Genomic DNA, 24853 nt, shown 5'->3' on the forward strand with positions numbered 1-24853 from the left:
GACGCATATCTTGCGTGCACGGCGATTGGCGACGGGGATCGCGCTGCTGGCCTTGACGGGTGTCGCGGCGGCGGACGAGCGCGCCGACCTTGAAAAGCTGCGCGCGACGGTCACCGGCCTGATCGGTGCGCTGGTCGATCAGGGCGTGCTCAGTCGCGAGGCGGCCGAGGGCATGATCAAGAAGGCCGAAGCCGACGCCGCGCGCACCGTCGCGGCGCAGGCGGAGCAGGCCCCGCCGGCCAGGCCCGGCGAGGTGCGCGTGACCTACGTGCCGCAGTTCGTGAAGGACGAGATTCGCGCCCAGGTGCGCGACGAACTGCGCCAGGAGGTGGCGCAGGACGTGATCGACCGCGCCCGTCAGGAGCAATGGGGTGTGCCGGCGGCGCTGCCGGACTGGGTGGCGCGCCTGAAGTTCAAGGGTGACCTGCGCCTGCGTGAACAGAGCGACCGCTTCGCCGACGGCAACGCGCAGTTCGCCTATTTCGATTTCCTGGCCATCAACGATGCCGGCGGCCTGGCCGATGCGGGTGTCGATGGACTGCTGAATACCGCCGAGGACCGCGACCGTTTCCGCGCCCGGGTGCGCCTGGGACTGGATGCGCGCATCACCGATTCGCTGCTGGCGGGTTTTCGGCTGAGCACCGGCAACACGCGCGATCCGGTTTCCACCAATCAAAGCCTCGGCAACTATGGCAACCGTTACGACACGGTGCTCGACCAGGCATTCCTGAAGTACGAGGCGCCGGGCGCCACGCCGTGGCTGACCGCGCTCGGCGGGCGTTTCGAGAATCCCTGGCTGTCGACCGACCTGGTGTGGGATGCCGATCTTGGCTTCGAGGGCGCGGCGGCCACCCTGCGCCACGACTTCGCCGGCGCGGGCCGCCCGTCGCGCACGCTGTTCCTGACCGCGGGCGGTTTCCCGCTGCAGGAGGAGGAGCTGTCCTCGAAGGACAAGTGGCTGTTCGGCGGGCAGATCGGCTTCGATGTTGCATTTGCCGACCAGTCGCGCCTGAAGGCGGGGCTGGCCTACTACAGCTTCAGCAACGTGGTCGGCCGGCGCAACGCGCTCGACGGCGTCGAGTACGACTTCACCGCGCCGGACTACCTGCAGAAGGGCAACACGCTGTACGACATCCGCAACGACGCTGACCCGCAGTCGCAGTTGTTCGCGCTGGCGGCGGACTACAACCTCGCCGACCTCACGGTGCAGTATGACCTGGCGCGCTTCGCGCCCTACCACGTGATCCTGACCGGCGATTTCGTGCGCAATGTCGGTTTCGACAAGGACGAGGTCGCGGCGCGCATCGGCGGGCCCATCGAGGCCAAGATCAACGGCTATCAGTTCATGGCCAGCGTCGGTTGGCCGGAAGTGACGGCGGCCGGCCGCTGGCGCGTGTTCGGCGGCTACAAGCACCTGGAACGCGACGCGGTGCTGGATGCCTTCACCGATTCGGATTTCCATCTGGGCGGCACCGACGCCAAGGGCTGGCTGCTGGGCGGCGACTACGGCCTGGCGCGCAACACCTGGCTGACGATGCGCTACCTGAGCGCGGACGAGATCGATGGCCCGCCGCTGGGCATCGACGTGCTGCAGCTCGACCTGAACACGCGCTTCTGACGCGCCGGCAGCGGAGGACATGCGCATGATCCGGCGATGTGGGCTGGTGGTGACGACCCTGCTGCTGGCGGCCAGCCTGCCGGCGCAGGCGGAGGCGGTGCGCCGCCCGGCCAGCGGGGCGGCCGGCGCCCAGGTGCAGGCGCTGCTGCAACAGATATCGGCCGAGCGCGATGCCCTGAAGGCCGATGCCGCGCGCATGAAGGCCGATCTGGAAAAAGCCCAGCAGGAGCGTGACGCCGCGCAGGCAAAGGCGGACGGCGCCGAGCAGGAGGCGGCTCGACTGCGCGAGGCACTGGCGGCCTTCCAGGCGCAGAACGAGGCCCTGCGCGCCCGTCTTGGGGAAGCGCAGACGGCCATCGGCGGGTTGCGCGACGAACAGTCGGCCACCAGCGCGGCGCTGGCGCAGGCACGCGCCCGGGGCGAGGCGCTGGATGGCGATCTGGCGCAGTGCCGGGCGCGCGTGGACGAACTGGTCGGGCACAACCTGCGTCTGTTCGAGATCGGCAACGAGCTGCTGGACCGTTACGAGCGCAAGGGTGTGTGGTCGGCGCTCAAGGCCGCCGAGCCGTTCACTGGCCTCAAGCGCGTGGAGCTCGAGAACATCGTGCAGGACTACCGTTTCGCGCTGGACGACCAGCGCGTCGCCGCACCAGCGGCGCAGTGACGGTGGCGTCGGTCGTGGGGCCGCCCTGGCTGCGGCTGCTGCCGTGGGTGTTGCCGTTCGCGGTGTTCGTCGGGCTGCTGGCGGTAGCGCCGCTGGCTCAGTACGCGGGTGTCGACCCGCGCGACTGGTACGCCGTTCGCACCGGCGTGACGCTGCTGGTTCTCGCCGTGATGTGGCGGCGCTGTGCCGACCTGCATCGGCTGCCGGACCGGCGCGGTGTGGCGCTGGGCGTCGCCGCCGGTGGGCTGGTGCTGGCGCTGTGGCTGGCGCTGGATCAGGACTGGGCGAGCCTTGGCGCGCCGCAGGTGTCGCCCTTCGCGGCCGAGGACACGGCCTTGTGGCAGTTTGCCGCGCGCATCGCCGGCGCCGTGATCGTGGCGCCGCTGGCCGAGGAGCTGTTCTTTCGCAGTTTTCTCATGCGCTGGCTGGTGCGGCCGGACTTTGCGGCAGTCGATCCGCGCGCCGTGGATCGGCGGGCGTTTCTGATCCAGGCGGCGCTGTTCGCCAGCATGCATCAGCTCATCGTGGCCGGATTCGCGGCCGGACTGATCTACGGCTGGCTGTATCGGTATACCGGCAGCCTGTGGACCCCGGTGCTGGCGCATGCGCTGACCAATGCGCTGCTGGCGGCCTGGGTGCTGACGCAGGGTGCCTGGCATTTGTGGTGAAGCTTTTTCGGATTTCCTCATGACGCGTGACAGACGAAGCCTGCCGACGCTGGCGGGTGCGGTGGCCTTGTTGCTGGTGGCCGGATTCGTGGCGCGTGCCCTGACGGGCAGCTCGGCGGTCCTGGCGCAGGCTGGCGATGCCCGGCTGACGCAGGCCGAAGCGCAGAGCCTGCTGGCGGCCCTGCCGGCGGCGACCCGCAAACAGCTGGCCGAACAGCCGCAGGCGCTTGCCGATGCCATACGGCGCGAGGTGCAGTGGCGGGCGCTGGTGGAAACCGCCAGGCGCTCGCCGCAGGCCGCAGAGCCGGCGGTGCGGGCGCGCATGCGTCAGGCGGCCGACCTGGAGCTGGTGCAGGCGCACCTGGATGCCATGAGTGTCGTTGCCGACGATTACCCGCCGCAGGAGCTGATCGTCGCCACTTACGAGGCCAACCGCGAGCGGTTTCGGGCCGCGCCGCGCTATCGCCTGTCGCAGATCTTTGTGGCCGGACGGCCGGACGACGCCGACGCGGCGCGTCGGGCGCGTGAGCTGGCGCAGGAAGCCCGCCTGGCCAAGGCCGACTTCGCCGACCTGGCACGCGAGCATTCGCGCCACGCCGAAAGCGCCGCCCGCGGCGGCGAGGTCGGTTGGGTGAGCGAGCCGATGCTGCGTCCGGAATTCCGCGAGACGGTGACCGCCATGGCGGTGGGGGCGATCAGCGATCCGGTGCCGGTCGCCGACGGCTGGCACATCCTGAAACTGACCGAGCGTCAGGCGGCGCGCGATCTGTCGCTGGACGAGGCGCGCGCCGACATCGTCACCGCGCTGCGGGCGCAGGAACAGCGCCGGCGGCGCGCCGAATACGTCGAGCGCTTGGCTGCCGCGATGCCGGTACGCGTCGATGAGCTGATGCTCGGCACGCTGCAGGTGCCGGTCGAGTGATGCCGCCGGCCTCGGTCGGGCGCCGCTCAGCGCTGTATTTCGTCGCCGGCGCGCAGTTCCTCGATGAACTGCGCCAGCGCTTCCAGGCGCAGCGTGGGGTTGGTCAGTTCCAGTAACCACTGGCGCCGCGCCGGCGGCAGCGGCAGCAGTTCGGCCAGCCGAAACCCGACCCAGCTGGCGTCCAGCAGTTCCTCGGCGCGGCCAAAGTCGGGGTCGTACTCCTCCATCGCCTGGCGCAGCAGGTCCAGCAGCGGCCGGTGCCGCTCGGCGATGCCGGTGACCGGTTCCGCCTCCAGGTGCAGGGCCTGGCCGATGACCAGCTGGTCGGGGCGCACGGTGCTCGTGAGCACCTGCACGCGTTGGTCGCCGCGCACCGTGATGTGCAGCATGCCGGCTGCGTCCTGGTCGTGATCCTCGATGCGGGCCAGCGTGCCGATGGGATGAAAGCGCGCCGCCTGGCCGGTTTCGCGACCCTCGCTGATCAGGCACACGGCAAAGCCGCGCTGCTCGCGAAGGCACTCGCGCACCATGCCCAGATAGCGTGGCTCGAAGATGCGCAGCGGCAGCAGGCCGCCCGGGTACAGCACGCTGCCCAGCGGAAACACCGGCAGGGTGAAGGTTTGCAGTTCTGGCACGTCAGGATTCCCCGCTGGCTGAGTTTTTGAGCCGCGCCGCGAGTGTGGCATGCACGCCGCCGAAGGCGCCATTGCTCATCAGCAGCACGTGATCGCCCGGCCGGGCGGCCTGCGCAAGCGCATCGACCAGTGCCTCGCCGGTACGGAAAAAGCCGCCGCCGCGGGGAAGGTCGCGCAGCACCTCGTCAATGTCCCAGGCCAGCGGCTGCGCGCAGTGCAGCAGCGCCAGATCGGCATCCGCCAGCGCCGCGGCCAGACCGGCCCGGTGGGCGCCGGAGCGCATGGAGTTCGAGCGCAGGTCGACCACCGCCAGGATGCGCGCGGCGCCAACCCGGCCGCGCAGCGCCGCCAGCGTGGCAGCAATCGCCGTCGGGTGATGGGCGAAATCGTCGTAGACGGTGACGCCGCCGGCCTCGGCCACGATCTCCAGTCGCCGGCGCACGTTCCTGAAGCTGCCGAGCGCCGCCAGGCCCTGGGCCGGGCTCACGCCCACTTCGGCCGCCGCCGCCAGCGCCGCCAGCGCGTTGTGCAGGTTGTGCACGCCGGCCAGCGACCATTCGCCGCTGCCGATGCGCTCGCCGGCCACCGTCAGCTCGAAGCGGCTGGCGTCCGGTGTGAGCGGCGTGGCCTGCCAGTCGCCGCCGGGCCCGAAGCGCGTCACCGGTGTCCAGCAGCCGCGCTCCAGAAGCCGCGCCAGGTTGGCGTCGGCGGCGTTCACGATCAGCCGCCCGTTGCCCGGTACGCCGCGCAGCAGCTGGTGGAACTGCCACTCGATGGCGGCCAGGTCCGGGTAGATGTCCGCGTGGTCGAATTCGAGGTTGTTCAGGATCGCGGTGCGCGGCCGGTAGTGCAGGAACTTGGCGCGCTTGTCGAAAAACGCCGTGTCGTACTCGTCCGCCTCGACCACGAACGGCCCGCTGCCAAGGCGCGCCGAGACGCCGAAGTTCTGCGGCACGCCGCCGATCAAAAAGCCCGGCGCGAGGCCGGCCTGGTCCAGAATCCACGCCAGCAGGCTGGCGGTGGTGGTCTTGCCGTGGGTGCCGGCCACGGCCAGCACGTGCCGGCCGGCCAGCACCTGCTCGCCCAGCCACTGCGGGCCGGAGATGTAGGGCAGGTCGGTGTTCAGGATGTGTTCGACCAGCGGGTTGCCGCGCGACAGGGCGTTGCCGATCACGCACAGGTCCGGCCGGGGCGTGAGCTGCGCGGGGTCATAACCTTCCTGCCAGTCGATGCCGGCGGCGCCCAGCTGCTCGCGCATCGGCGAGTAGACGCCCGCGTCGCAGCCGCTGACGCGGTGGCCCAGCGCCTTGGCCAGCTGCGCCAGGCCGCCCATGAAGGTGCCGCCGATACCAAGAATGTGCAGGTGCATCAGGAAAGCAGTCCGAACAGATAACCGAGCCCGAAATAGGCGGCGAAAAAGAAACCCAGATTGACCAGCACGCTGCCGGGCACCGGGAGGTCGAGCGCCAGGCGCAGGATGTGCACCGACACCGCAAAGCTCCACGCCACCAGCGCCAGAATCAGCAGGCCGAGGCCGTTTTCCGGCCGGGCGAGCGCCGTCAGCGGCAGCGACAGGGCGTTGAACACCACCCCGACCAGCAGCAGCGCGGTCAGCGTCTGCACGTAGCGGGCCGGCCGGCGGCGGACGGCGACCGACACATACACCAATACGGCCAGCAGGGCGGCCTCGGTGGGGCCGTAAAGCAAGGCTCGCGACGCCGGCATGGCAAACGCCGCCAGCGTGCTGCCCAGCAGCGCGTAGGGAATCAGCGCCAGCAGCAGCAGGGTGGGCGAGTAGGGCACATCCTGCGGCCCGCGCCGCAGGCGCAGCAGATCCCCCACCAGCTCGGCCAGCGCCCGCCAGGGCGAACTCATTGCGCCGGCGTGCCGCCGCAATGCGTGCGGATGGCGGCTTCCAGGTCCTGCATTTTTTTCAGCCGCTCCTCGCCGGTGTACCAGTGGCCATCGGCGTCGCGGATGCGCCGCGCCGCCTGCAGGGCATCCTGCTGCCGGCGCGCGGCGGCGCACTCGGCGGCGCGCTGTTTTTGCTCGGCCGCGGCCTTGGCTTGCGCTTCCTTGGCCAGGGCGCGTTCCTCGGCGGCCTTTTCGCGCTCGGCGCGGATGGCTTCGAGTTTGGCCTTGGCCTCGTCCGGCGACAGATCGCTGGGCGGCGGTGGCTCGACGATTTTTTCCGCGCCGCTGGCCGGCGGCCGGTCGCCGTAATGCGTGCGGCCCTGGGCGTCGGTCCAGCGGTAGATGTCGCCGGCCTGAGCGGCGCTGCCAAGCAGCAACAGGAACAGCGGCAGGAGCCGGCCAGGGCGGATACGGCGGGTCACGGGGCGAGCTCCACTTTGATGGCGATGCGCCGCGCGCTGCGGCCGGTTCGGGCCGTAGACGCTAGCACGCCGCGTTCGCCTTCGCCCGAGGTGGCGACCTCGCCGCCCAGCTCCAGCCACTGCCCGAGCGGCCCGTGCAGCTGCGTCTGGGCGATCTGGAACGCCACCACGCCGGCTTCGGCCAGTTGCTGCGACTGCGGCGATATATCGAGCGTCACGCCGCCGGCGCCGAGCCGGGCCAGCACCTCGAAGCCGGTGCTCACCTCGCGGTATTCGGTGCACATGCGGCGGCCGCCGTAACTGTCCTCGCAGACGCTGTCGAAGGGGGCGATCAGGCCGACCGCGATGCGCGCCGGGCGGCCTTCTTGCGCCAGCACGGTCTGCTCGCCGGATTCGTACTGGCGGCCCTGCGGATCGGTGCCGTACACGCCGATGCCGCGGTAGCGCGCCTGCGCGCCGCTGCCGGCATCCGGCGGGCTGACGATGACCCGCGCGTGCGGGTCGCCAAGCTCGGCGCTGACGCCGGCCGCGTTCATGCGGTCCTCGGCATACAGTTGTTGGCGCACGGTGATGCGCAGCTGGCGCGGCGCGCGGTCCAGCTCGGCCACGGTGGCGCGCAGCTGCTCCAGGCGCGCCGGCTCCACGTTCAGGATCAGCGTGTAGCCGTCGCCGGTGACGCTTTCCTGCGGCCCGAGCAGGGGTTGCAGCACTTGCGCCATCTCGGCCGCCGGGCGCTGCTGCAACGCAATCGTCGCCAGTTGCGGGCGGGCCGGTGCGCCGGCCGGCAGCAGCGCGACGGCAATCAGCGGCAGCAGGGCGCGCAGCCGCCTCACAGGCTCAGCCGGCGCAGGTCCGGGTCCGGCTCGCTGTTCAGCCACAGGGCGGCGAAGCGCAGGTTCAGGTCCCTGGCCCGCGCCGGTTGCTCCAGGCTCGCCTGGGCCGCCAGGCGCTCCGGTTGCGGGCGGTACAGGTAGCCACGCTCGTCGACGGTGAACCAGGCTTCGCTCACTTGGGCATCCTCGTCGGCCAGTCGGTGCAGGGCGACCGAGCTGGTCAGGCGCTGCGCCAGGTTCCACAGGGGGCGTCCCTGGTCATCGCGTGCCACATCCGCCGGCACCAGGATTTCCAGGCGTGCGCGCCGGTTGCGCAGCAACAATGCGCGCAGGGCGCCGATCACCGCGTCGTCGGTCAGATAGCGCAGGTCGGCGCGCTGCGGCAGGATGCGTACGCGCTCGCGCGCTGCTGCCATCAGGCGCTGTGCCACCAGGGTGCACTCGGCTGCGCCTTGCGGGCGCAGGACGGCGCGCGGGTCGTCGGCTTCGGGCTGCACGGGCTCGGTCATGGCCGTTGGCTCAACTGTATGGCACTGCCGGACGATAGTACGTTTGCCGCATTATCGGCGCAGCACGGTTATCCTTGACCGGGTCGCGCGTGGTTGCGGTTTCGTCCAGCGGGAGGCGGCGGCAGGTCTTATGTGGCGCTTGTGGATGCTCATGCTCGGGCTGTGCGCCTGCCAGGTGCCGCGCGCCGAGCTGTTCATGTATCGCACGCCGGGCGGACACACGGTGTTCAGCGACCGGGTGTTGACCACGCCCGGCTATGCGGCGGCCAATTACGCCGCCCGGCGCGGTCCGCGCAAGTACGTGGCACCGACGCTGATCGTTCCGACCGTGGCCGGTCGGCCGACCCTGATCGGCCCCGGCCGGCAGGCGGTGGAGCAACTCATCGATCGCCTGGCGCCGCAATACGCGCTCGATCCGGCGCTGGTCAAGCAGGTGGTGGCCGCCGAGTCGGCCTTTCGCACCGATGCCCGCTCGCCCAAGAACGCGCAGGGCCTCATGCAGCTGATCCCGGCCACCGCGCGGCGCTTTGGCGTGCAAGACCCCTGGGATGCCGAACAGAACTTGCGTGGCGGCATGGCCTACCTGAGCTGGCTGCTGGGGCAGTTCCGCGGCGACGTGCGCCTGGCCCTGGCCGGCTACAACGCCGGCGAGGGTGCCGTCGCCCGCCATGGCGGCCTGCCGCCGTATGCCGAAACGCGCCACTATGTGGCCGGCATCATCGGTCGTTACGGCAAGACCGAGCATCCGTACGTTGTGACGGCGGAGTGACCGCCGACCGCGGCGGGCTCCGCGACGGTCCGGGCAGTGACTGACGCGCGCCGGAGCTGACGATGTACCGGACGCCGCTCCTCAGCCCGTCCGCCCGACGATCTGTGCCGTGGCCATCAGTTCCTCCAGCAGCGCCATGGCCGCGCAGCCGGGCGTGACGAACGGGTCCAGCTGCGGCTTCTCGGAGTACTTGAGCAGGATCGACGGGTTGACCTTGTGCAGGTTGACCTGGCCCATGGTCCAGCCGGCGAAGCGACGCTCGGTGATTTCCTGGTAGTGGAGCAGGGTAACCGGGTCGTGGCGGGCGTCGCGCACGATGCGGTTGTAGAGCGCGTTCACGGCCTCCCGGCCGCCCTCGAGCACCTGCATGTAGACGTCCCCACCGTGGCACAGGATGCCGGTGATGCCCAGGGCCGGGTTGTTGCGGCGGGATTCGGCCAGGATGCCGTCCAGGGTGTCCTGGGTCACCGGGCCGCTGGCGCGGCTGGCGTAGAGCAGTCGAACGAGCATGGCGAACCTCCAGTCAGGAGCCGTTGCGGCGCAGCAGGGCCAGGAACTCGCGCCGCAGGCTGGCGTCGGTCAGGAATACCCCACGCATGACGCTGTTGATCATCTTCGAGTCGCTGTCCTTGACGCCGCGCCACTGCATGCAGAAATGATCCGCCTCCATGACGATGGCCAGCCCGTCCGGCTGCATGCGCTCCTGCAGCAGGTCGGCCAGGCGCGTGACGGCCTCTTCCTGGATCTGCGGCCGGCTCATCAGCCAGTCGGCCAGGCGCACGTACTTGGACAGGCCGATCAAATTGGAGTGTTCGTTCGGCATGACGCCGATCCACACCTTGCCCAGGATCGGGCAAAGATGATGCGAGCAGGCGCTGCGGATGGTGATCGGCCCGACGATCATCAGCTCGTTCAGGCGCTCCACGTTCGGGAACTCGGTCACGTCCGGCGCCGGCCGGTAGCGGCCGCTGAACACCTCGTTCAGGTACATCTTGGCCACCCGGCGGGCGGTCTCGCGCGTGTTGTGGTCGCTGTCGGTGTCGATCACCAGGCTGTGCAGCACCTGCGTGAGCTTGTCCTCGACCTCGGCCTGCAGCAGCGGCAGCTCGCCCGGCTCGATGTACGCGGCGATGTTGTCGTTGGCGTGAAAACGCACCCGCGCGCGCTCCAGACGCTGGCGGATGCGGTCCGAAACCGGCTGCGTGGTCGCGGCGGAAGGTGACTCTGGCTGATTCATTGGGGGACCGGGGCGATGACCTGATGCGCCGATGCTAAACCGAATCACCGGCGCCGACGCACTGCGCCGGCAAGGCAGAATGGCCCCTGCCTTGCCGACCGAGCCTTCCAATGGACCTCACGCCCGACCCGCGCGACCTCGAATTCCAGTTCATCCGCGCCAGCGGTCCCGGCGGCCAGAACGTGAACAAGGTGTCCAGCGCCGTGCAGCTGCGCTTCAACACGCGCGGCTTTACCGAGCTGCCGGATGCCGTGCGCGAGCGCCTGACGCGCCTGGCCGGGCGGCGGCTGACGGCCGACGGGGTGCTGATTCTCGAAGCCCAGCGCTTTCGCACCCAGGAGCGCAACCGCGCCGATGCGCTGGCGCGGTTGGCGGCGCTGCTGGATGCGGCTGCAACGGCGCCCAAGCCGCGGCGGTCGACGAAGCCGTCGCGCGCCCAGCGCGAACGACGCCTGGAAAGCAAGCAGCACCAGGGCACCGCCAAGCTGCGCCGCCGCCGGCCCGACCTTAACGAGTGACCGGTCATGCGGCGGTTCGTGAGACCATTTGTCGCCAGTCCTGCCCCGGCCCGGGCAGGTACTGCTGCAATCGATGGTCTGCCGCCATCGGTTGTGTGAGCCACCGGAGAACCCTGGGAGCCCGGCTGTGCCGGGCGATGATCGCGCAGCGAAGCTGCGCACCTACAAGGTTTTTTCCGCTGGCAGGCGCTGGAAGATCCAGAATGGATTTGTTCGGCGCCACCCCTATCGCCCCGCGAGGAGACCTGCCATGCCGGAAGCCTTCATCTACGACGCCGTGCGCACGCCGCGCGGGCGCGGCAAACCCGACGGTGCGCTGCACCAGGTGCCGCCGATCCGCCTCGCCACCACGGTGCTGAACGCCCTGCGCGCGCGCCTGCAGCTGGACACCGCCAACATCGACGACGTGATCCTGGGCGTGGTCAGCCCGGTCGGCGAGCAGGGCTCGAACATCGCCCGCGTGGCGGCCATCGACGCCGGTTATGCGGAAACGGTGGCCGGCGTGCAGGTCAACCGCTTCTGCGCCTCGGGTCTGGAAGCGGTCAACATGGCCGCCGGGCAGGTCATGGCCGGCCAGTCGGACCTGGTGGTCGGCGGCGGTGTCGAGTCCATGTCGCGCATTCCGATGTCGTCGGCCGGCGGCGCCTGGTTTGCCGATCCGCAGGTGGCCTTCCACAGCCATTACGTGCCGCAGGGCATCTCGGCCGACCTGATCGCCAGCCTCTACGGCTACTCGCGCGCCGACGTGGACCGCTTTGCCGTGCAGTCGCAGACGCGCGCCGCGCAGGCCTGGGAAGAACGGCGCTTCGCCCGCTCGGTGACGCCGGTGTATGCGGTGGACGGGCAGATGCTGCTGGATCACGACGAGCACCGCCGCCCCGGCACCACGCTCGAGAGCCTGGCCAAGCTGCCGGCCTCGTTCGAGAAGCTCGGCGCCGAGTACGGCTTCGACGCCGTGGCGCTGCAGCGCTACCCGCAGCTCGAACGCATCGAGCACGTACACCACGCCGGCAACTCGTCCGGCATCGTCGACGGCGCCGCGGCGGTGCTGGTCGGCAGCAAGGAGATCGGCCAGCGACTGGGCCTGAAGCCGCGCGCGCGCATCCGTGGCTTCGCCTCCATCGGCAGCGAGCCGACCATCATGCTGACCGGCCCGGCGCCGGCCACGCAAAAGGCGCTCAAGCGCGCCGGCATGAGCCCGGCCGACATCGACCTGTACGAGGTCAACGAGGCCTTCGCCGCCGTGGTGCTGCGCTTTGCCGACGTGGTCGGCGTGCCGATGGACAAGATCAACGTCAACGGCGGCGCCATTGCACTCGGCCACCCGCTGGGCGCCACCGGCGCCATCCTGATCGCCACCGTGCTCGACGAGCTCGAACGGCGCAATCTGGGCACGGGTCTGGTGACGCTGTGCATCGGCGCCGGCATGGGCACCGCCACCATCATCGAACGGCTGTGAGGAGGACGCGATGATCGACTACCGCGTGGACGGCGACGGCATCGCCATCGTCACCTGGAACGTTCCCGGTTCGCCGGTGAACACCTTGAGCGACGCCGCCACGACCGCCTATGTGGCGGCCGTGGACAAGGCGCTGGCCGATCCGGCCGTCAAGGGCATCGTCGTCACCAGCGCCAAGAGCGACTTCATCGCCGGCGCCGACATCCATGACTTCCTGGCCGACCGCAGCGTGGCGGGCCTCGAAGCCGGCAGCCATGCCATCAACCGCGTGTTCCGGCGCCTGGAGACGGCCGGCAAACCGATGGTCGCGGCCATCAACGGCACGGCGCTGGGCGGCGGACTGGAACTGGCGCTGGCCTGCCACTACCGCATCGCCGCCGACAACCCCAAGACCCGCATCGGCCTGCCGGAAGTCACGCTGGGCATATTGCCGGGCGCCGGCGGCACTCAGCGCCTGCCGCGGCTGATCGGCGTGCGCGCGGCGGTGCCGCTGCTGGTGGAAGGCACGCGCCTGCCGGTGGCAGAGGCCCTCAAGCTCGGAATCGTCCATGCCGTGGTGCCGGCCGCTGAGTTGCTGGACAAGGCCAAGGCCTGGATTCTGGCCGGCGGCAAGGCCGAGCAGCCCTGGGATCGCAAGGGCTTTCGGGTGCCCGGCGGCAACGCAAGCGATCCGGGCGTGCAGGAATTCCTGTCGGTCGTCATTGCCAAGGTGCACGAGCGCACCGCCGGCAACTACCCAGCGCCGATCAACATCCTGTCGTGCGTGTATGAGGGCGTGTCCTCGCCGATCGAGGTCGGCACGGACATCGAGAGCCGCTATTTCGGCGTGACGGCCGCCACGGTGCAGGCGGAAAACCTGATCCGCAGCGGCTTCCTGGCCCTGAACGACGCCCGCAAGCTCAAGCGCCGCCCGGCCAGCGTACCCAAGGCCGAATACCGCAAGGTCGGCGTGCTGGGCGCCGGTCTGATGGGCAGCGGCATCGCCCACGCCTGCGCCACGGCCGGGCTCGACACCGTGCTGCTGGACCGCGAGCCGGCACTGGCCGAGCGCGGCAAGGCGCACGCCGAAAAACTCCTCGGCCGCGAAGTGGAGCGCGGACGCCTGGACGCCGCCGGCCGCGCGGCGGTGCTCACCCGCATCACGCCGACCACCGATTACGCGGCGCTCGCCGGCTGCGACATCGTCATCGAGGCGGTGTTCGAACAGCGCGAGGTCAAGGCCGAGGCCACGCGCCGCACGGCCGAGGCGACCGGCCCCGACATCCTGTTCGCGTCCAATACCTCCACGCTGCCGATCTCGGGTCTGGCCGAGCACTGGCCACGGCCGGACAACTTCATCGGCCTGCATTTCTTCTCGCCGGTGCACCGCATGGCGCTGGTGGAGGTCATCCGTGGCCGCCAGACCTCCGAAACCTGCCTGGCGCAGGCGCTCGATTTCGTGGCGCGCATCGGCAAGACGCCGGTGGTGGTCAACGACAGCCGCGGCTTTTTCACCAGCCGGGTGTTTGCGACCTACTTCGAGGAAGGCATGGCCCTGCTGGCCGAGGGCGTGAACCCGGCGCTGATCGAAAACGCCGGCCGCCAGACCGGCATGCCGCTCGGCCCGCTGGCGGTGGCCGACGAGGTGGCGCTGGACCTGGTGCACAAGATCATCCTGCAGACGCGCGCCGACCTTGGCGCCGCCTACACCGCGCCGCCGTCGGCGCCGGTGATCGAGCTGTTCGTGGAAAAACTCGGCCGGGTTGGCAAGAAGGCCGGCAAGGGCTTTTACGACTACGCGGACGGTCAGCGGCGGCTGTGGCCGGGTCTGGCCGAACACTTCCCGCGCGCCGCCCGGCAGCCGGACGTCGACAGCGTCAAGCGCCGCCTGCTGCACATCCAGTCCGTGGAGGCCGCGCGCTGTCTGGCCGAAGGCGTGATCGAGAACACGACCGATGCCGACGTGGCGTCCCTGCTGGGCTGGGGCTATCCGGCCTGGGCCGGCGGCGTGCTGTCGTACGTCGACACCATTGGCGTGGACCGCTTCGTGGCCGAGTGCGAGGCGCTTGCTGCCAGCGTCGGGTCGCGTTACGCGCCGCCGGACATCCTCAAGCGCCTGGTCGGCACCGGTACGCAACTGCGCGCCGCCGGCCGCTGATTCATTCACTCACCGCAACTGCAAGGAACCCGCTCGTGGACTACCAGGACCTTCTTTACGTCGAACAGGACGGCGTCGCCACCATCACCATCAACCGGCCGGAGGTCTACAACGCCTTTCGCGCCCAGACCGTGGAAGAACTCATCCACGCCTTCCAGCGCGCCGGTTGGAACCCGGACATCGGCGTCATCGTGCTGACCGGTGCCGGCGACAAGGCGTTCTGCACCGGCGGCGACCAGAAATCCCACGCCGGCAGCTATGGCGGCCGCGGCACCATCGGCCTGCCGGTGGAGGAGCTGCACACCGTCATCCGCGACGTGCCCAAGCCGGTGATCGCCCGCGTGCAGGGCTACGCCATCGGCGGCGGCAACGTGCTGGCGCTGCTGTGCGACCTGACCATCGCCTCGGACAGGGCTCAGTTCGGCCAGGTCGGCCCCAAGATGGGCTCGGTCGATCCGGGCTACGGCACCGCCTATCTGGCGCGCGCCGTCGGCGAGAAGAAGGCGCGCGAAATCTGGTACCTGTGCCGCCGCTACAAGGCCGACGAGGCCGAGCGCATGGGCCTGGTCAACAAGGTGGTGCCGCACCAGGAACTGGACGCCGAAGTCGCCGCCTGGTGCGCCGAGATCATGGCCAAGAGCCCGACCGCGCTGGCCATCGCCAAGCGCTCCTTCAACGCCGACAGCGAGCACATTCGCGGGCAGGCCGCCATGGGCCTGCAGGCGCTGGCGCTGTACTACGAGACCGACGAGTCGAAGGAAGGCGTGCGCGCCTTCAACGAAAAGCGCCCGGCCGAGTTTCGCAAGTTCCACAAAAAATGACCCAACCGGACGCTCCCGACTGGTTCTGCGAGGCGGTCGGTACCCCGGCCGACGCCCACTGGGTGCCGGTCGCCGGCTGCAGCATCCACTATCGCCGCTGGGGTGAGTCCGGCCCGCCGCTGCTGCTGGTGCATGGCGGCGGTGCGCACAGCCACTGGTGGGACTTCATCGCGCCGTGGCTGGCTGCCGATCACCGCGTGGCGGCCATGGACCTGTCCGGCATGGGCGAGAGCGGCCGGCGCGAGCAGTACTCGCTGGACGATTTCGCCGCCGAGGCGATCGGCGTGTGCGAGGCCGCCGGCTTCGGCCCGGACGTGACCCTGGTCGGTCACAGCCTGGGCGGGGCGGTGTGCCTGCGCGCCGCCGCCAGCCAGCCAGAGCGCGTAGGCGGCCTGGTGATGGCCGACTCGCCGATCCGCCCGCCGGGCTTCCAGTTCCCCGGCACCGCCCGCAACCCGCTGCGCCAGCCGCGCCGCGACTACCCGGACTTCGACAGCGCCCTGGCGCGCTTTCGGTTGATTCCGGAGCAGCCCTGCGACAACGCCTACATCCTGGACTACATCGGTCGGCATTCGATCATCGAAACGCCCGATGGCTTCTGGACCTGGAAGTTCGACGACCGCGGCCTGGCCCACATCAAGGTCGGCGAACAGGCGGAGGAGCTGCGCCAGCTGCGCTGTCGCATCGGCATCCTGTACGGCGAGAAAAGTGCCCTGTTTCCGCCCGAAGTGCGCCAGTACGTGCACCAGCTGGTGGACCGTCGCGGCCCGGTGTCGGCCATCCCGGAGGCCTACCACCACCTGTTCGTGGACCAGCCGCTGGCCTTCGTGGCGGCGCTGCGCATCCTGCTGGCCGACTGGCACGCGCTCTGAGACGGGCCGACGCCCAATCGCAGGCAAAAAAAACCCGGCCAGGGGTGGCCGGGTTTGATGGGATAAACCCGCTCAGGGAGGGGAAGCGGGCGATACCTCGCAGAGGTCTCGCTTGTTAAGACCGGGGCTGATACCGGAAAGTTTCACGGTCGACCAGAATTGTTTTCGACGGCCGCCACGGCGCGTGGGTAGGCTCGATGTCGGACATGCGCACGCCGATCGCAGGCAAAAAAAACCCCGGTCACGAGTGGCCGGGGTTAGAAGGGATAAACCCGCTCAGGGAGGGGAAGCGGGTGATACCTCGCAGAGGTCTCGTTGGTTAAGACCGGGGCTGGCACCGGAAAGTTTCACCTGCGGTCAGGCTTTTTTGCGTTGGCCGCCGCGCGTTGCCGTCGCGCCGTTTTCGGGTCCACCTGCAGCGGCAGGTACAGCTCCAGCCGGTCGCCGTCGGCGAGCGGCGTGTCCGCGCTGACGGCCCGTCCGAACAGGCCCAGCGTCCGGCCTTCGCTCAGCGCCAGATCGAAGGCCGCAAGCGCATCGCGGGCCGTGGCGCCGACCGGCAATTCAGCTTGAATGATCCGGTAGTCGGCCCCGTCCGGGCAGGCAACCTCGATCCGGATCCGCTCAGCGGCGGCCATGCAGCGCATCCGCGCGGCGACAGAACGAATCGACCAGCCCATCCGCTACCACGCCCAGCACCGGGCCCAGCGCCATGCCCAGCAGCCGGCCGGCCAGTGCGTAGGCGATGTGAAAGCCGACCCGCGTCTGCGGCCGTGCCGCGGCTTCACCCAGTTCATCGAAGGTCCACACGGCGTGAAAGCGGCTGAACGGCCCCTCCACCAGGCGCAACTCCACGCGCCGATGCGGCTGAAGCAGATTTCGCGTGGTCAGGCGCTTGTGCAGGCCGGCCATCGCCATGTCGAGGCTGGCCAGCATGGTGGTTTCGTCCTGCTCCAGCACCCGCGCCGAGGCACACCAGGGCAGGAATTGCGGGTACGACTCGACATCGTTCACCAGGCCGAACATTTCCTCGGCCCGATGCGCCACCACCACCGACTTGCGTATTTCCCGAACCGCCGCCATCCGCCCTCGTACCCTCGTTGCGTGGCGACCATGCCACCAGCGCATGATAGCGGACCGGTCCGGCCGGCCCCGGCGCGGCGTCGATCGGCCATCCCCTACAATGCCCGCCCGCTCCTGTCCGCGATCCGCCCATGTCCAGCGCACCTTCCGCCACCATCATCGTCAACAAGAAGGCGCGCTTCGACTACCACCTTGAAGACCGCTTCGAGGCCGGCATCGCACTCGAAGGCTGGGAGGTCAAGAGTCTGCGCGCCGGGCGCGTGCAGCTGGTCGACAGCTACGTGATCATCAAGAACGGCGAGGCCTTCCTGCTGGGCGCCATCATCACGCCGCTGGCCACCGTGTCCACCCACTACGTGCCCGAGCCGCGGCGCACCCGCAAGCTGCTGCTGCACCGCGAGGAGCTGAACAAGCTGATCGGCGCCGTCGAGCGCAAGGGCTATACCCTGGTGGCGTTGGCCATGTACTGGAAGCGCGGCAAGTGCAAGGTGGAAATCGGCCTGGCCAAGGGCAAGCAGGCGCACGACAAGCGCGACAGCGAGCGCGACCGCGACTGGCAGCGCGAGCGGGGGCGGATATTGAAATCGTCCAAGCGATAGGGGGATGTCGTCGGAGCACTGTGGGAGCCCGGCTGTGCCGGGCGATGATGGCGCGTTTCCTGGGCGCGGAAAATGTTTTGTCTGGCCGGGAACCGCAACCAGGCGTACTATGTCTTACACACCGATCACATGGGGGCGACCTGGCTTCGACGTGGGTTGCGAAACCTGAGGTGCATGCCGAGGTGCAGTGACCTCGTAAATCACTCTGCAAAACTTTAGTTGCCAACGACGACAACTACGCACTCGCTGCTTAAAACCCAGTAGGGTGCCGTCTGACCGGATGTGCTTGTGCGTTCGGGGTTCAGGCGTCGACACACACAAGCTCGCGGCAAGGCAGGCCTGGGGCCGACCCGCTAAAACCTTTCAGGATCGCTGGCTGTTTTCCCTGCCCGTCGGGTAGCAGCCGGCTAAAATAATAGACTGGGATAAGCATGTAGAGCCAACGGCAGAGGACTTGCGGACGCGGGTTCGATTCCCGCCGCCTCCACCATCTCAAAAACCCCAACCGTTCGCGGTTGGGGTTTTTTCTTGCCCGATCGCGCCGGCTCCCGCGTGTTGTCGGGGGTTCCTCGGAGATGTCGGCCGACGGTGTCCCCAAGGCCACGTTGACGTTTTCGGCATGCCAGCATGCAAGCAGAACATGCTTGAAGTCGGTCGTCCCGAGCTTGGCGAATGTTGGCGCGGTGGTTGCGAGCAACCCTTTTGCGTCAGCAACGCTGTGGAGTGTTGGATATGCATACTCCTTGTGGATGGCGATGCTCGCGCCGTTGCCCAGAAGGAGGGTGCTCTAACTTTCTGCGCTGACCGAGGACCAAGCCTGAATATCAACTCTGCCCATAATTTTCACAAGTCGTCATTGTGGGTTGATTTCGCCACGCGAATCCCCACCGCTATGCAACCCAACCCATGCCACACGATCCGGTCTCGTGCAGCCATTCGTGGCCGCACACCTTGCCGCGGTAGTAAACTTCATCGGCAGCGCCCATCATCGACGAGACCCTTCTGTCGTCCTTGTATTCGAGATTGGCATGAGGCTTGGTGCTTCGCGCTGCACATACCAGGGCATTGCAGTCAGCGCACATCGGCGCGGGTGGTCTCGTATCAGCCATGGTGATTGCGCTCACACATCAAACGTCAATTGGCGTCGTCTTCCAAACATCCTGCGCCAAGGCAATGAGCATTGCGTGGCGCTTCTCGATGGACACCGCATTCCAGTTGGGGAAGGCTTCCAGCTTGGCGTTGATCCGCGAGATGGACGTGTTTTGCCCGACGTCGGTCAGCGCCACCAGACTGCGGGTCAGGTAGTTACCGCTCTTTCCGTACTCGGCCTGCTTAGCCTTGTAGAAGTCATTGCCCGCGACGATGTTGATGGGCTTTTCCAGCAAGGTCAGATTGCCGAGGCGATTCTTGTAGTCGTCGTAGACCGCATTCGGGTTTTCTGCCGCCCACGTTGCACGCAGTTCCGCCTTCGGGTTGTCGGGCAGGATGTGCTCGATCTCCAGCTTGGTGAAGGGCTCCAGACTGCCCGCGGTCTTGAGGCCGCTGAACGCCATCTCGACGTGCTGGGTCAGCCGTGCCAGCAAGTAACGTGTGCGGTACTGCTGCATTGAATACAGCGTGAAGCGCTTGAGGGCGTCGGCGAGTTCTTGCGACTTGCTTTCCATATTCTTCTCGAAGCGGTCGGCGACGAAGGCGTTGAGCTGAACCTTTTGCTTCACCGGATCAGTCGTCTCCGCAATCGCGCGGAGCTCGTCGGCCCATTGAGAGAAGCTGCGTTCCAGATCCTTGGTCGGCGTCTTGGTGAAGATGTAGTAGAAGAGGAAGCTCTCCAGCTGCGCCACGAAGTGGTCGAACAACGGCTTCGGAAAGTTCGCCGCTGCCAGCAGCAAGACGTAGTGCAAGCTGAACGCGCCGCCGGCCAACCGCTTGAGACTGTCCATTGCCAGACTGGGCTTGCCGTCATTACCCAGCCCGTTGGCAAAGGCCAGGTAGTGCTCGACGTTGCGGATCACCTTGCGGACGAACTCGAAGGGTTTGCCTGCGTAGTCGCACAGCGCCGCGTTGTCCTTGGCGATGAACCAGTCGTAGATCTCGTCCTCGCGTACCACCGCGTCGCCGCGCTCGTTCTTGATGATGTAGTTGGCCATCAGGAAGTAGCGCAGGAAGCGCAGCGGCTTTTCCTTCTCCTTCTCCAGCGGCTTGGTGATCTTCTTCCACTCGTCTTTGAGCTGAGTGAACTGAGCCTGCTTGACCTGCGTGAACAGCAGGTTCTTGAGCAAGTCCATCGGATTCAGACCTACGCCACGCTCGTTGATGGTCTCGAAAATCTTCAGGGCGCTGCTGACGTCGGTGGAGATCTGGATGAACACCACGTAGTTGGCCAGATAGCCCCAGTATTTCTTCAGCTTGGATGCGTCGTCGTAGTTGTCCTTCAAGTAGCTGTATAGGGTGCTGTAGGCGTTGACCAGATTTTCAAGCGACCCGAAGCTCGTGATACCTGCGGCTTGAATGCCCGCGCGCACGGCCTGCGGGTCAGAGTCCAGTTCCACCAGCTTGGCCATCACTTCGCCCGCGCTTTCGTAACGTGGCTCCAGCTTCAGGTTGGTGTGCACCTCGCCGTCGCTGTCCACATAGCTGGTCGAGATCAACCCGGAAATCATCTGCCGTTGCTGCGGCTCGCCCTGGAATAAATGCTTCAGCGCACACAACAGCAGGAAGAAAGTGGTCAGGCGTTGCTGGCCGTCGATCACCTCGTAATGGGTCTTCTGCTCGGTGGGTGATACCAGAACGGTGCCGATGAAATACTGCCGCGCCGTGCCAGCATCGATCTGCTCGCCGATGTCCTCCAGCAGCTGATGCACTTCCTTGTCGGTCCAGACGTACTCGCGCTGGTAGTCCGGAACGATGTAGAAGCACTCCCGGAATGCTTCCCCGATGCTGTATTGGTGGTTTTCGATGCGTGCCATCTTCTTCCTTCTTCCTTCTTCAAATTGTGCTGCGCAAAGCGACGAACTGGTTACTCGGGCCGGGTTCTACCCCGAAATCACGGACGGTTGTGAAAGGGTTGAGAACTTCTGATCCTGCCTGGCGACCCTTCGCCGCATCCTCGGGTTGTGGAACCGCTCGATGTATTCGAACACATCAGCCCGTGCGGCATCGAGCGTCGGGTACGTCATGCGGTGGTTGAGCATGCCAAAGAAGCCTTCGCATGCTGCGTTGTCCCCGCAGTGGCCCACCGCGCTCATCGAGCACACCAGCCCGTTGGCCGCCACGTAACGCTGGTAGTCGCCGCTTTGGAACTGGCTGCCCCGATCGGAGTGCAGGATCGTTGGGTGGCTGTTTTGGCGCTTCCAGACAGCCATCTGCACGGCCCGGATCACCCTCTGCCGGTCCTGGCGGTGGTGCATCGACCACCCCACGATCCGTTGGTCGAACAGGTCCAGCACGATGCACAGGTACAGCTTGCCCTGGTGGGTCTTGATCTGGGTGATGTCGGTGACCCACTTGGTCTGCGGCTCCAATGCAGTGAAGTCCCGCTCCAGCAGGTTGCGCACGCCCGGCGGCGTCAGCGCCGGCTGGCTGCGCTGACCGCGCCGCTTCGGCCGAGGCCAGCCCTGCAGGCCATCGGCCGCCATCAAGCGCGCTACCCGGTTCGGGCTCGCTGACTCGCCTTCCTCGGCAAGATCTTCCTGCATGCGACCCGCGCCCAGCGTGCCCCGGCTGTCCTCGTGCAGCTCACGGATCCGGCCGAGCAAGCGCTGGTTGTCGAGCTGTCGGGCACTGGGCAGGCGCTTGCTCCAGTCGTAGTAACCGCTGGCCGATACCCGCAGGCAACGGCACATCAGTCGAACCGGAAACTCATCGCGGCAACGTTCGATCACCTGATACCTCAGGATGATCCCTTGGCAAAGAACGTCGCCGCTTCTGGCAAAAAATCCCGCTCCTTCTTCACCCGGGCCAGTTCCTCGTCCCGGGGCGTTCCGGTACCGCCGAAGGCGACCTTGCCCTGACTCTGGGCCTCCCGCCTCCAGCGGGTCAGCAGGGTGTCCCGGATCCCAAGCTCCCGGGCCACCTGGGCACAACTGACGCCCGGCTGGCTCGCCTGCTCAACTGCACCGCGCTTGAACTCCGCACTGAACTTCCTTCGCTTCGACATGAACACTCCTCATGGCCTCGATCGGCCTTCTCGTAAGTGTCCGTGAAAACGGGGTGAACCCAGACGCGGCTACTCCGGCAGATCGTTCAGTTTATAGCTGGTGCTGCGCCCGCCCGCATTCGATTTCCGCAGCACGCCCCGCGCAAGCAGGTCGTTGATGTCGCGCAGCGCCGTGTCCGGCGAGCACTTGGCAATGGCCGCCCACTTGCTGCTGGTGAGTTTGCCTTCGAAGCCGTCGAGCAGCTGGTTCAGCAACTTCACCTGTCGCTCGTTCAGTGGTGTGGTCGCCCAGCGCTGCCAGAACCGCGCCTTGGTCAGTACGGCGTCGAGCGTGTGCTGTGCCTGATCGACGGCGCGATGGAGCGTGTCGAGGAACCAGGCAAGCCACTCGGTGACGTCCATCGACCTTTTTTGGGTCCGCTCCAGGATGTCGTAGTAGGCCTTGCGTTCGCGCTGGATCTGCGCCGACAGGCTGTAGAAGCGTTGCGGGCTGCCGTCGGCGCGTGCCAGTAGCAGATCGCCGATGGCACGGGCGATACGGCCATTGCCGTCGTCGAACGGGTGCAAGGTGACGAACCACAGGTGGCCAAGCCCGGCCTTGAGCAGCGGCGGGGCGTTCGATACGCCATTGACCCAGTCGAGGAATCGGCTTGTTTCGGCTTCAAGGCGATCGGCCGGCGGTGCCTCGAAATGCACCTTCTGGCGGCCGATGGGGCCAGACACCACCTGCATAGGGCCGCTGGCATCGTCGCGCCAGGCGCCAACCTTGATCTTGGCAAGGCCGGAGTAGCCGGTGGGAAACAGCGCGGCATGCCAGCCGAACAGCCGCTCCCGCGACACCGGTGCATGACAGTTGGTGGTGGCATCGAGCACCATCTCGACCACGCCCTCGACGTGCCGATCCACCGGGGCCAGGGCGCCGATGTCCACGCCCAATCGGCGCGCGATGCTCGAACGCACCGATTCGACGTTGAGCTGCTCGCCCTCGATCTCGCTGGTCTTGACCACGTCCTCGGTGAGCGCGGCCAGGCTGGCCTGATCGCGCAGCGCCATGCCCACGTCGGCCAGACGGCCCATCAAGAGCCCCTGGGCGCGACTGACCTCGGCCATTGGGCCGGCCAGCGCTGCCAGGTCGAAGTGCCAGTTCGGCCAGTCGCTCGCCTGCCAGATGTACTTGTAATCTCCGCTATTCATGCGGAGATTGTGGGCCGCAATCCCCGCATGCGCAAGTTATTCGCCGCATGTTGTGCGGTGATAGAGGGCGCCATTCGCCGCACCACGGGCTGTCTTGCCCCGGAATGGGTGTAAATGGGTGCCTGTTTGGAGGCGAGCCCCACCTTATATTTCCCGATCGGGAAATATATTGCCAAGCCACGGCCTACGCACACGCAACATTCCCGATCGGTAAATATCGATTGCCCAGAGGCCGGTTGTGGTTGATAATTTCCCGAACGGGAAACTTGAAAAGCCATGACATCCATTCGATCACCTCAACAACTCGGCGACGCAGTTCGTGTCGCTCGCAAGCAGCTCGGGTTGACTCAGCCCCAGTTGGCCCTGGCGGCAGGGGTTGGTGTGCGCTTCATCGTCGACCTTGAAGCTGGCAAGCCCACCTTGCGACTGGAAAACGTGCTGCGGGTCATCGATGCCCTGGGTGGGGAGATCCAGTTGAGCGGATTGCCCTGCGTTGCGGCCGACGATCGAAGTGAGGGCAGCGACCATGGCGCCTGAGCTGGAAGTCTGGCTTTTCGCCGATCGTGTCGGCACCCTGGCGCTGGTCGATGGACGACTGAGCTTTTGCTATGCGCCCGGCTGGCTGTCGCGGCCAGACGCCGTTGCCTTGTCCGCCTCGCTGCCTTTGCAAGCGGAGCCGTTCGACGATCGCAAAACGCGCCCCTTCTTTGCCGGTCTGCTCCCAGAGGGGCAGATGCGCCGTCTGATTGCGCAGCAGTTCCAAGTTTCGGACCGGAACGACTTTGCGCTGTTGGATCACATCGGTGGCGAATGCGCCGGGGCCGTGACGCTCCTGGAAGCCGGACAGGCGTTGCCCGCGCCCGCCCACGGTGAAGACATTCAATGGCTGAGCGACGAGGAAGTGGTTGTCATCCTGGATGAATTGCCGCGTCGCCCCATGCTGGCAGGCAAGGATGGCTTGCGGCTTTCCTTGGCGGGTGCCCAGGACAAACTGCCGGTGGTTTTCGATGGTGTACGCATCGGATTGCCCCTCAATGGCACGCCGAGCTCCCATATCCTGAAGCCCGCTATCCACGCCATTGAGGACAGTGTGGTCAACGAAGGATTTTGCATGGCACTGGCTGAGGCCATGCAGCTCAAACCGGCAAAGTCAAAAGTTCACCTTGTGTTGGATCGCTCGTTCCTGTTGGTTGAGCGCTACGACCGAATGATCGATGCCCAGGGGCGCCGGCAACGCCTTCATCAGGAGGATTTCTGCCAGGCGCTTGGCGTGGTGCCTGAAATGAAATACCAGAATGAAGGTGGCCCCGATCTGGCCCAATGCTTTGATCTGGTGCGCCGTGCGACGCGCCCCAGTGCGCCGCAGGTCCTGCGTCTGCTCGACTACGTGATCTTCAATGCGCTGATCGGCAATCATGATGCGCATGCCAAGAATTTTTCACTGCTGTATTCAGGCAAGGCACCCGTTCTGGCGCCGCTCTACGACGCGCTCTCGACCGCGGTCTATCCCACACTGACGCCGAAGATGGCGATGAAGATCGGCAGAAAACAGACGTTCAGCGAAGTCCAGGCGCGGCACTGGGACCAGTTCGCCGAAGGCGTAGGCTTTACCAAGGCTCAAGCCAAACGGCGCATCCTGGAGTTGGCAAAGTCACTGCCACCCACCGCGCACGAACTCCAATCCGCCAGTGGACACCGCTTTGCCGGAAATGCGGTGGTCGGGCGAATCATTGCCTTGATCGAACAGCGCTGCGCCCTGACGATTCGGCGGCTCACCGACCCCGCCGCCGAAAATGAAGCGGCCGCCAAACCATCTGCCTGAG

At 67.2% G+C, this 24853-nt stretch carries 25 protein-coding genes, 1 other RNA gene and 2 pseudogenes; 14 read left to right on the top strand and 14 right to left on the bottom strand.

Going from position 1 to position 24853, the window contains the following annotated elements; translation table 11 throughout:
- Positions 1-25 precede the first annotated feature (25 nt).
- Genes H5U26_RS09630 through H5U26_RS09645 form a run of 4 tightly spaced genes read left to right on the top strand, consistent with a single transcriptional unit; the run spans position 26 to position 3872 of the window.
- Complete coding sequence (locus H5U26_RS09630) at positions 26-1618, top strand: putative porin (protein WP_290619083.1); 1593 nt, start codon at positions 26-28, stop codon at positions 1616-1618.
- Positions 1619-1643: 25 nt separating this feature from the next.
- Entirely contained in the window at positions 1644-2282 is a 639-nt protein-coding gene (locus H5U26_RS09635; RefSeq protein WP_290619085.1) for a hypothetical protein, read from the top strand.
- Between the two features lie 2 nt (positions 2283-2284).
- The gene (locus tag H5U26_RS09640; protein WP_290619087.1) at positions 2285-2950 is read left to right on the top strand and encodes a CAAX prenyl protease-related protein; all 666 of its coding nucleotides are present in this window, start codon (positions 2285-2287) and stop codon (positions 2948-2950) included.
- 19 nt (positions 2951-2969) lie between these two features.
- Entirely contained in the window at positions 2970-3872 is a 903-nt protein-coding gene (locus H5U26_RS09645; protein ID WP_290619089.1) for a peptidylprolyl isomerase, read from the top strand.
- Positions 3873-3898: 26 nt separating this feature from the next.
- Here H5U26_RS09645 and H5U26_RS09650 read toward each other — a convergent pair whose 3' ends face one another.
- From H5U26_RS09650 to H5U26_RS09675, 6 genes are read right to left on the bottom strand one after another with little or no spacing between them, the layout of a single operon-like run.
- Positions 3899-4507 (bottom strand): LON peptidase substrate-binding domain-containing protein, encoded by a 609-nt coding sequence (locus H5U26_RS09650; protein WP_290619091.1) that lies wholly within the window; start codon positions 4505-4507, stop codon positions 3899-3901.
- 1 nt (position 4508) lies between these two features.
- Positions 4509-5876, bottom strand: coding sequence for a UDP-N-acetylmuramate:L-alanyl-gamma-D-glutamyl-meso-diaminopimelate ligase (mpl, locus tag H5U26_RS09655; RefSeq protein ID WP_290619093.1), 1368 nt, complete (start codon positions 5874-5876; stop codon positions 4509-4511).
- Positions 5876-6382 carry a hypothetical protein gene (locus tag H5U26_RS09660; RefSeq protein WP_290619094.1) on the bottom strand — a complete coding sequence of 169 codons (507 nt, stop codon included), beginning with the start codon at positions 6380-6382 and terminating at the stop codon, positions 5876-5878. The genes mpl and H5U26_RS09660 overlap by 1 nt, the downstream gene beginning before the upstream one ends.
- Positions 6379-6843, bottom strand: a complete 465-nt coding sequence (locus tag H5U26_RS09665) for a DUF4124 domain-containing protein (protein ID WP_290619096.1) — start codon at positions 6841-6843, stop codon at positions 6379-6381. The genes H5U26_RS09660 and H5U26_RS09665 overlap by 4 nt, the downstream gene beginning before the upstream one ends.
- Entirely contained in the window at positions 6840-7676 is an 837-nt protein-coding gene (locus tag H5U26_RS09670; RefSeq protein ID WP_290619098.1) for a secretin N-terminal domain-containing protein, read from the bottom strand. Before H5U26_RS09670 ends, H5U26_RS09665 begins: the two co-directional genes overlap by 4 nt.
- A complete protein-coding gene (locus tag H5U26_RS09675; RefSeq protein ID WP_290619100.1) occupies positions 7673-8185 on the bottom strand; it encodes a hypothetical protein in 513 nt (170 codons plus the stop codon). The genes H5U26_RS09670 and H5U26_RS09675 overlap by 4 nt, the downstream gene beginning before the upstream one ends.
- A gap of 370 nt (positions 8186-8555) precedes the next feature.
- On the opposite strand from H5U26_RS09675, the pseudogene H5U26_RS14930 reads away from it, so the two are divergent.
- A pseudogene (locus tag H5U26_RS14930) lies at positions 8556-8954 on the top strand (lytic transglycosylase domain-containing protein); the annotation flags it as partial.
- A gap of 81 nt (positions 8955-9035) precedes the next feature.
- On the opposite strand, the gene H5U26_RS09685 reads toward H5U26_RS14930, so the two are convergent.
- Together H5U26_RS09685 and folE are read right to left on the bottom strand one after the other, a co-directional pair.
- Positions 9036-9464: a BLUF domain-containing protein gene (locus H5U26_RS09685; protein WP_290619104.1), complete on the bottom strand. Its 429-nt coding sequence runs from the start codon at positions 9462-9464 to the stop codon at positions 9036-9038.
- 13 nt (positions 9465-9477) lie between these two features.
- A complete protein-coding gene (gene folE / locus H5U26_RS09690) occupies positions 9478-10191 on the bottom strand; it encodes a GTP cyclohydrolase I (RefSeq protein ID WP_290619106.1) in 714 nt (237 codons plus the stop codon).
- 110 nt (positions 10192-10301) lie between these two features.
- Here folE and arfB point away from each other — a divergent pair, with 110 nt between their 5' ends.
- From arfB to H5U26_RS09715, 5 genes are all read left to right on the top strand, one after another.
- The gene (gene arfB, locus H5U26_RS09695) at positions 10302-10709 is read left to right on the top strand and encodes an alternative ribosome rescue aminoacyl-tRNA hydrolase ArfB (protein WP_290619108.1); all 408 of its coding nucleotides are present in this window, start codon (positions 10302-10304) and stop codon (positions 10707-10709) included.
- Between the two features lie 250 nt (positions 10710-10959).
- Positions 10960-12168: an acetyl-CoA C-acetyltransferase gene (locus H5U26_RS09700; protein ID WP_290619110.1), complete on the top strand. Its 1209-nt coding sequence runs from the start codon at positions 10960-10962 to the stop codon at positions 12166-12168.
- Positions 12169-12178: 10 nt separating this feature from the next.
- Positions 12179-14305, top strand: coding sequence for a 3-hydroxyacyl-CoA dehydrogenase NAD-binding domain-containing protein (locus H5U26_RS09705; protein ID WP_290619111.1), 2127 nt, complete (start codon positions 12179-12181; stop codon positions 14303-14305).
- A gap of 35 nt (positions 14306-14340) precedes the next feature.
- Entirely contained in the window at positions 14341-15126 is a 786-nt protein-coding gene (locus H5U26_RS09710) for an enoyl-CoA hydratase-related protein (protein WP_290619113.1), read from the top strand.
- Positions 15123-15998: an alpha/beta hydrolase gene (locus H5U26_RS09715; protein ID WP_290619114.1), complete on the top strand. Its 876-nt coding sequence runs from the start codon at positions 15123-15125 to the stop codon at positions 15996-15998. The genes H5U26_RS09710 and H5U26_RS09715 overlap by 4 nt, the downstream gene beginning before the upstream one ends.
- A 347-nt stretch (positions 15999-16345) precedes the next feature.
- Here the strand turns inward: H5U26_RS09715 and H5U26_RS09720 are convergent, their stop codons facing one another.
- Together H5U26_RS09720 and H5U26_RS09725 are read right to left on the bottom strand one after the other, a co-directional pair.
- Positions 16346-16636, bottom strand: a complete 291-nt coding sequence (locus tag H5U26_RS09720) for an RnfH family protein (protein WP_290619116.1) — start codon at positions 16634-16636, stop codon at positions 16346-16348.
- Entirely contained in the window at positions 16623-17081 is a 459-nt protein-coding gene (locus tag H5U26_RS09725; protein ID WP_290619118.1) for a type II toxin-antitoxin system RatA family toxin, read from the bottom strand. The genes H5U26_RS09720 and H5U26_RS09725 overlap by 14 nt, the downstream gene beginning before the upstream one ends.
- A 131-nt stretch (positions 17082-17212) precedes the next feature.
- Here H5U26_RS09725 and smpB point away from each other — a divergent pair, with 131 nt between their 5' ends.
- Both smpB and ssrA read left to right on the top strand, forming a co-directional pair.
- A complete protein-coding gene (smpB, locus tag H5U26_RS09730; RefSeq protein WP_290619120.1) occupies positions 17213-17680 on the top strand; it encodes an SsrA-binding protein SmpB in 468 nt (155 codons plus the stop codon).
- 131 nt (positions 17681-17811) lie between these two features.
- Positions 17812-18170: a transfer-messenger RNA gene (gene ssrA, locus H5U26_RS09735) on the top strand.
- A 93-nt stretch (positions 18171-18263) separates the two neighbouring features.
- On the opposite strand, the pseudogene H5U26_RS14935 reads toward ssrA, so the two are convergent.
- The 4 genes and pseudogenes from H5U26_RS14935 to H5U26_RS09750 form a co-directional block, all read right to left on the bottom strand.
- A pseudogene (locus H5U26_RS14935) lies at positions 18264-18455 on the bottom strand (DUF4917 family protein); the annotation flags it as partial.
- 352 nt (positions 18456-18807) lie between these two features.
- A complete protein-coding gene (locus H5U26_RS09740) occupies positions 18808-20646 on the bottom strand; it encodes a DUF262 domain-containing protein (RefSeq protein WP_290619122.1) in 1839 nt (612 codons plus the stop codon).
- Positions 20647-20712: 66 nt separating this feature from the next.
- A protein-coding gene (locus tag H5U26_RS09745; RefSeq protein ID WP_290619124.1) for an IS3 family transposase occupies positions 20713-21836 on the bottom strand; the annotation gives its coding sequence in 2 pieces (ribosomal slippage) (positions 20713-21617 and positions 21617-21836; 1125 coding nt in all).
- Positions 21837-21905: 69 nt separating this feature from the next.
- Positions 21906-23030 (bottom strand): Fic family protein, encoded by a 1125-nt coding sequence (locus tag H5U26_RS09750; RefSeq protein WP_290619126.1) that lies wholly within the window; start codon positions 23028-23030, stop codon positions 21906-21908.
- 276 nt (positions 23031-23306) lie between these two features.
- On the opposite strand from H5U26_RS09750, the gene H5U26_RS09755 reads away from it, so the two are divergent.
- Together H5U26_RS09755 and H5U26_RS09760 are read left to right on the top strand one after the other, a co-directional pair.
- Positions 23307-23567: a helix-turn-helix transcriptional regulator gene (locus H5U26_RS09755; RefSeq protein WP_290619128.1), complete on the top strand. Its 261-nt coding sequence runs from the start codon at positions 23307-23309 to the stop codon at positions 23565-23567.
- Entirely contained in the window at positions 23557-24852 is a 1296-nt protein-coding gene (locus H5U26_RS09760; protein WP_290619129.1) for a type II toxin-antitoxin system HipA family toxin, read from the top strand. The genes H5U26_RS09755 and H5U26_RS09760 overlap by 11 nt, the downstream gene beginning before the upstream one ends.
- Position 24853 lies beyond the last annotated feature (1 nt).

The organism is Immundisolibacter sp., from assembly GCF_014359565.1.
GTDB lineage: Bacteria > Pseudomonadota > Gammaproteobacteria > Immundisolibacterales > Immundisolibacteraceae > Immundisolibacter.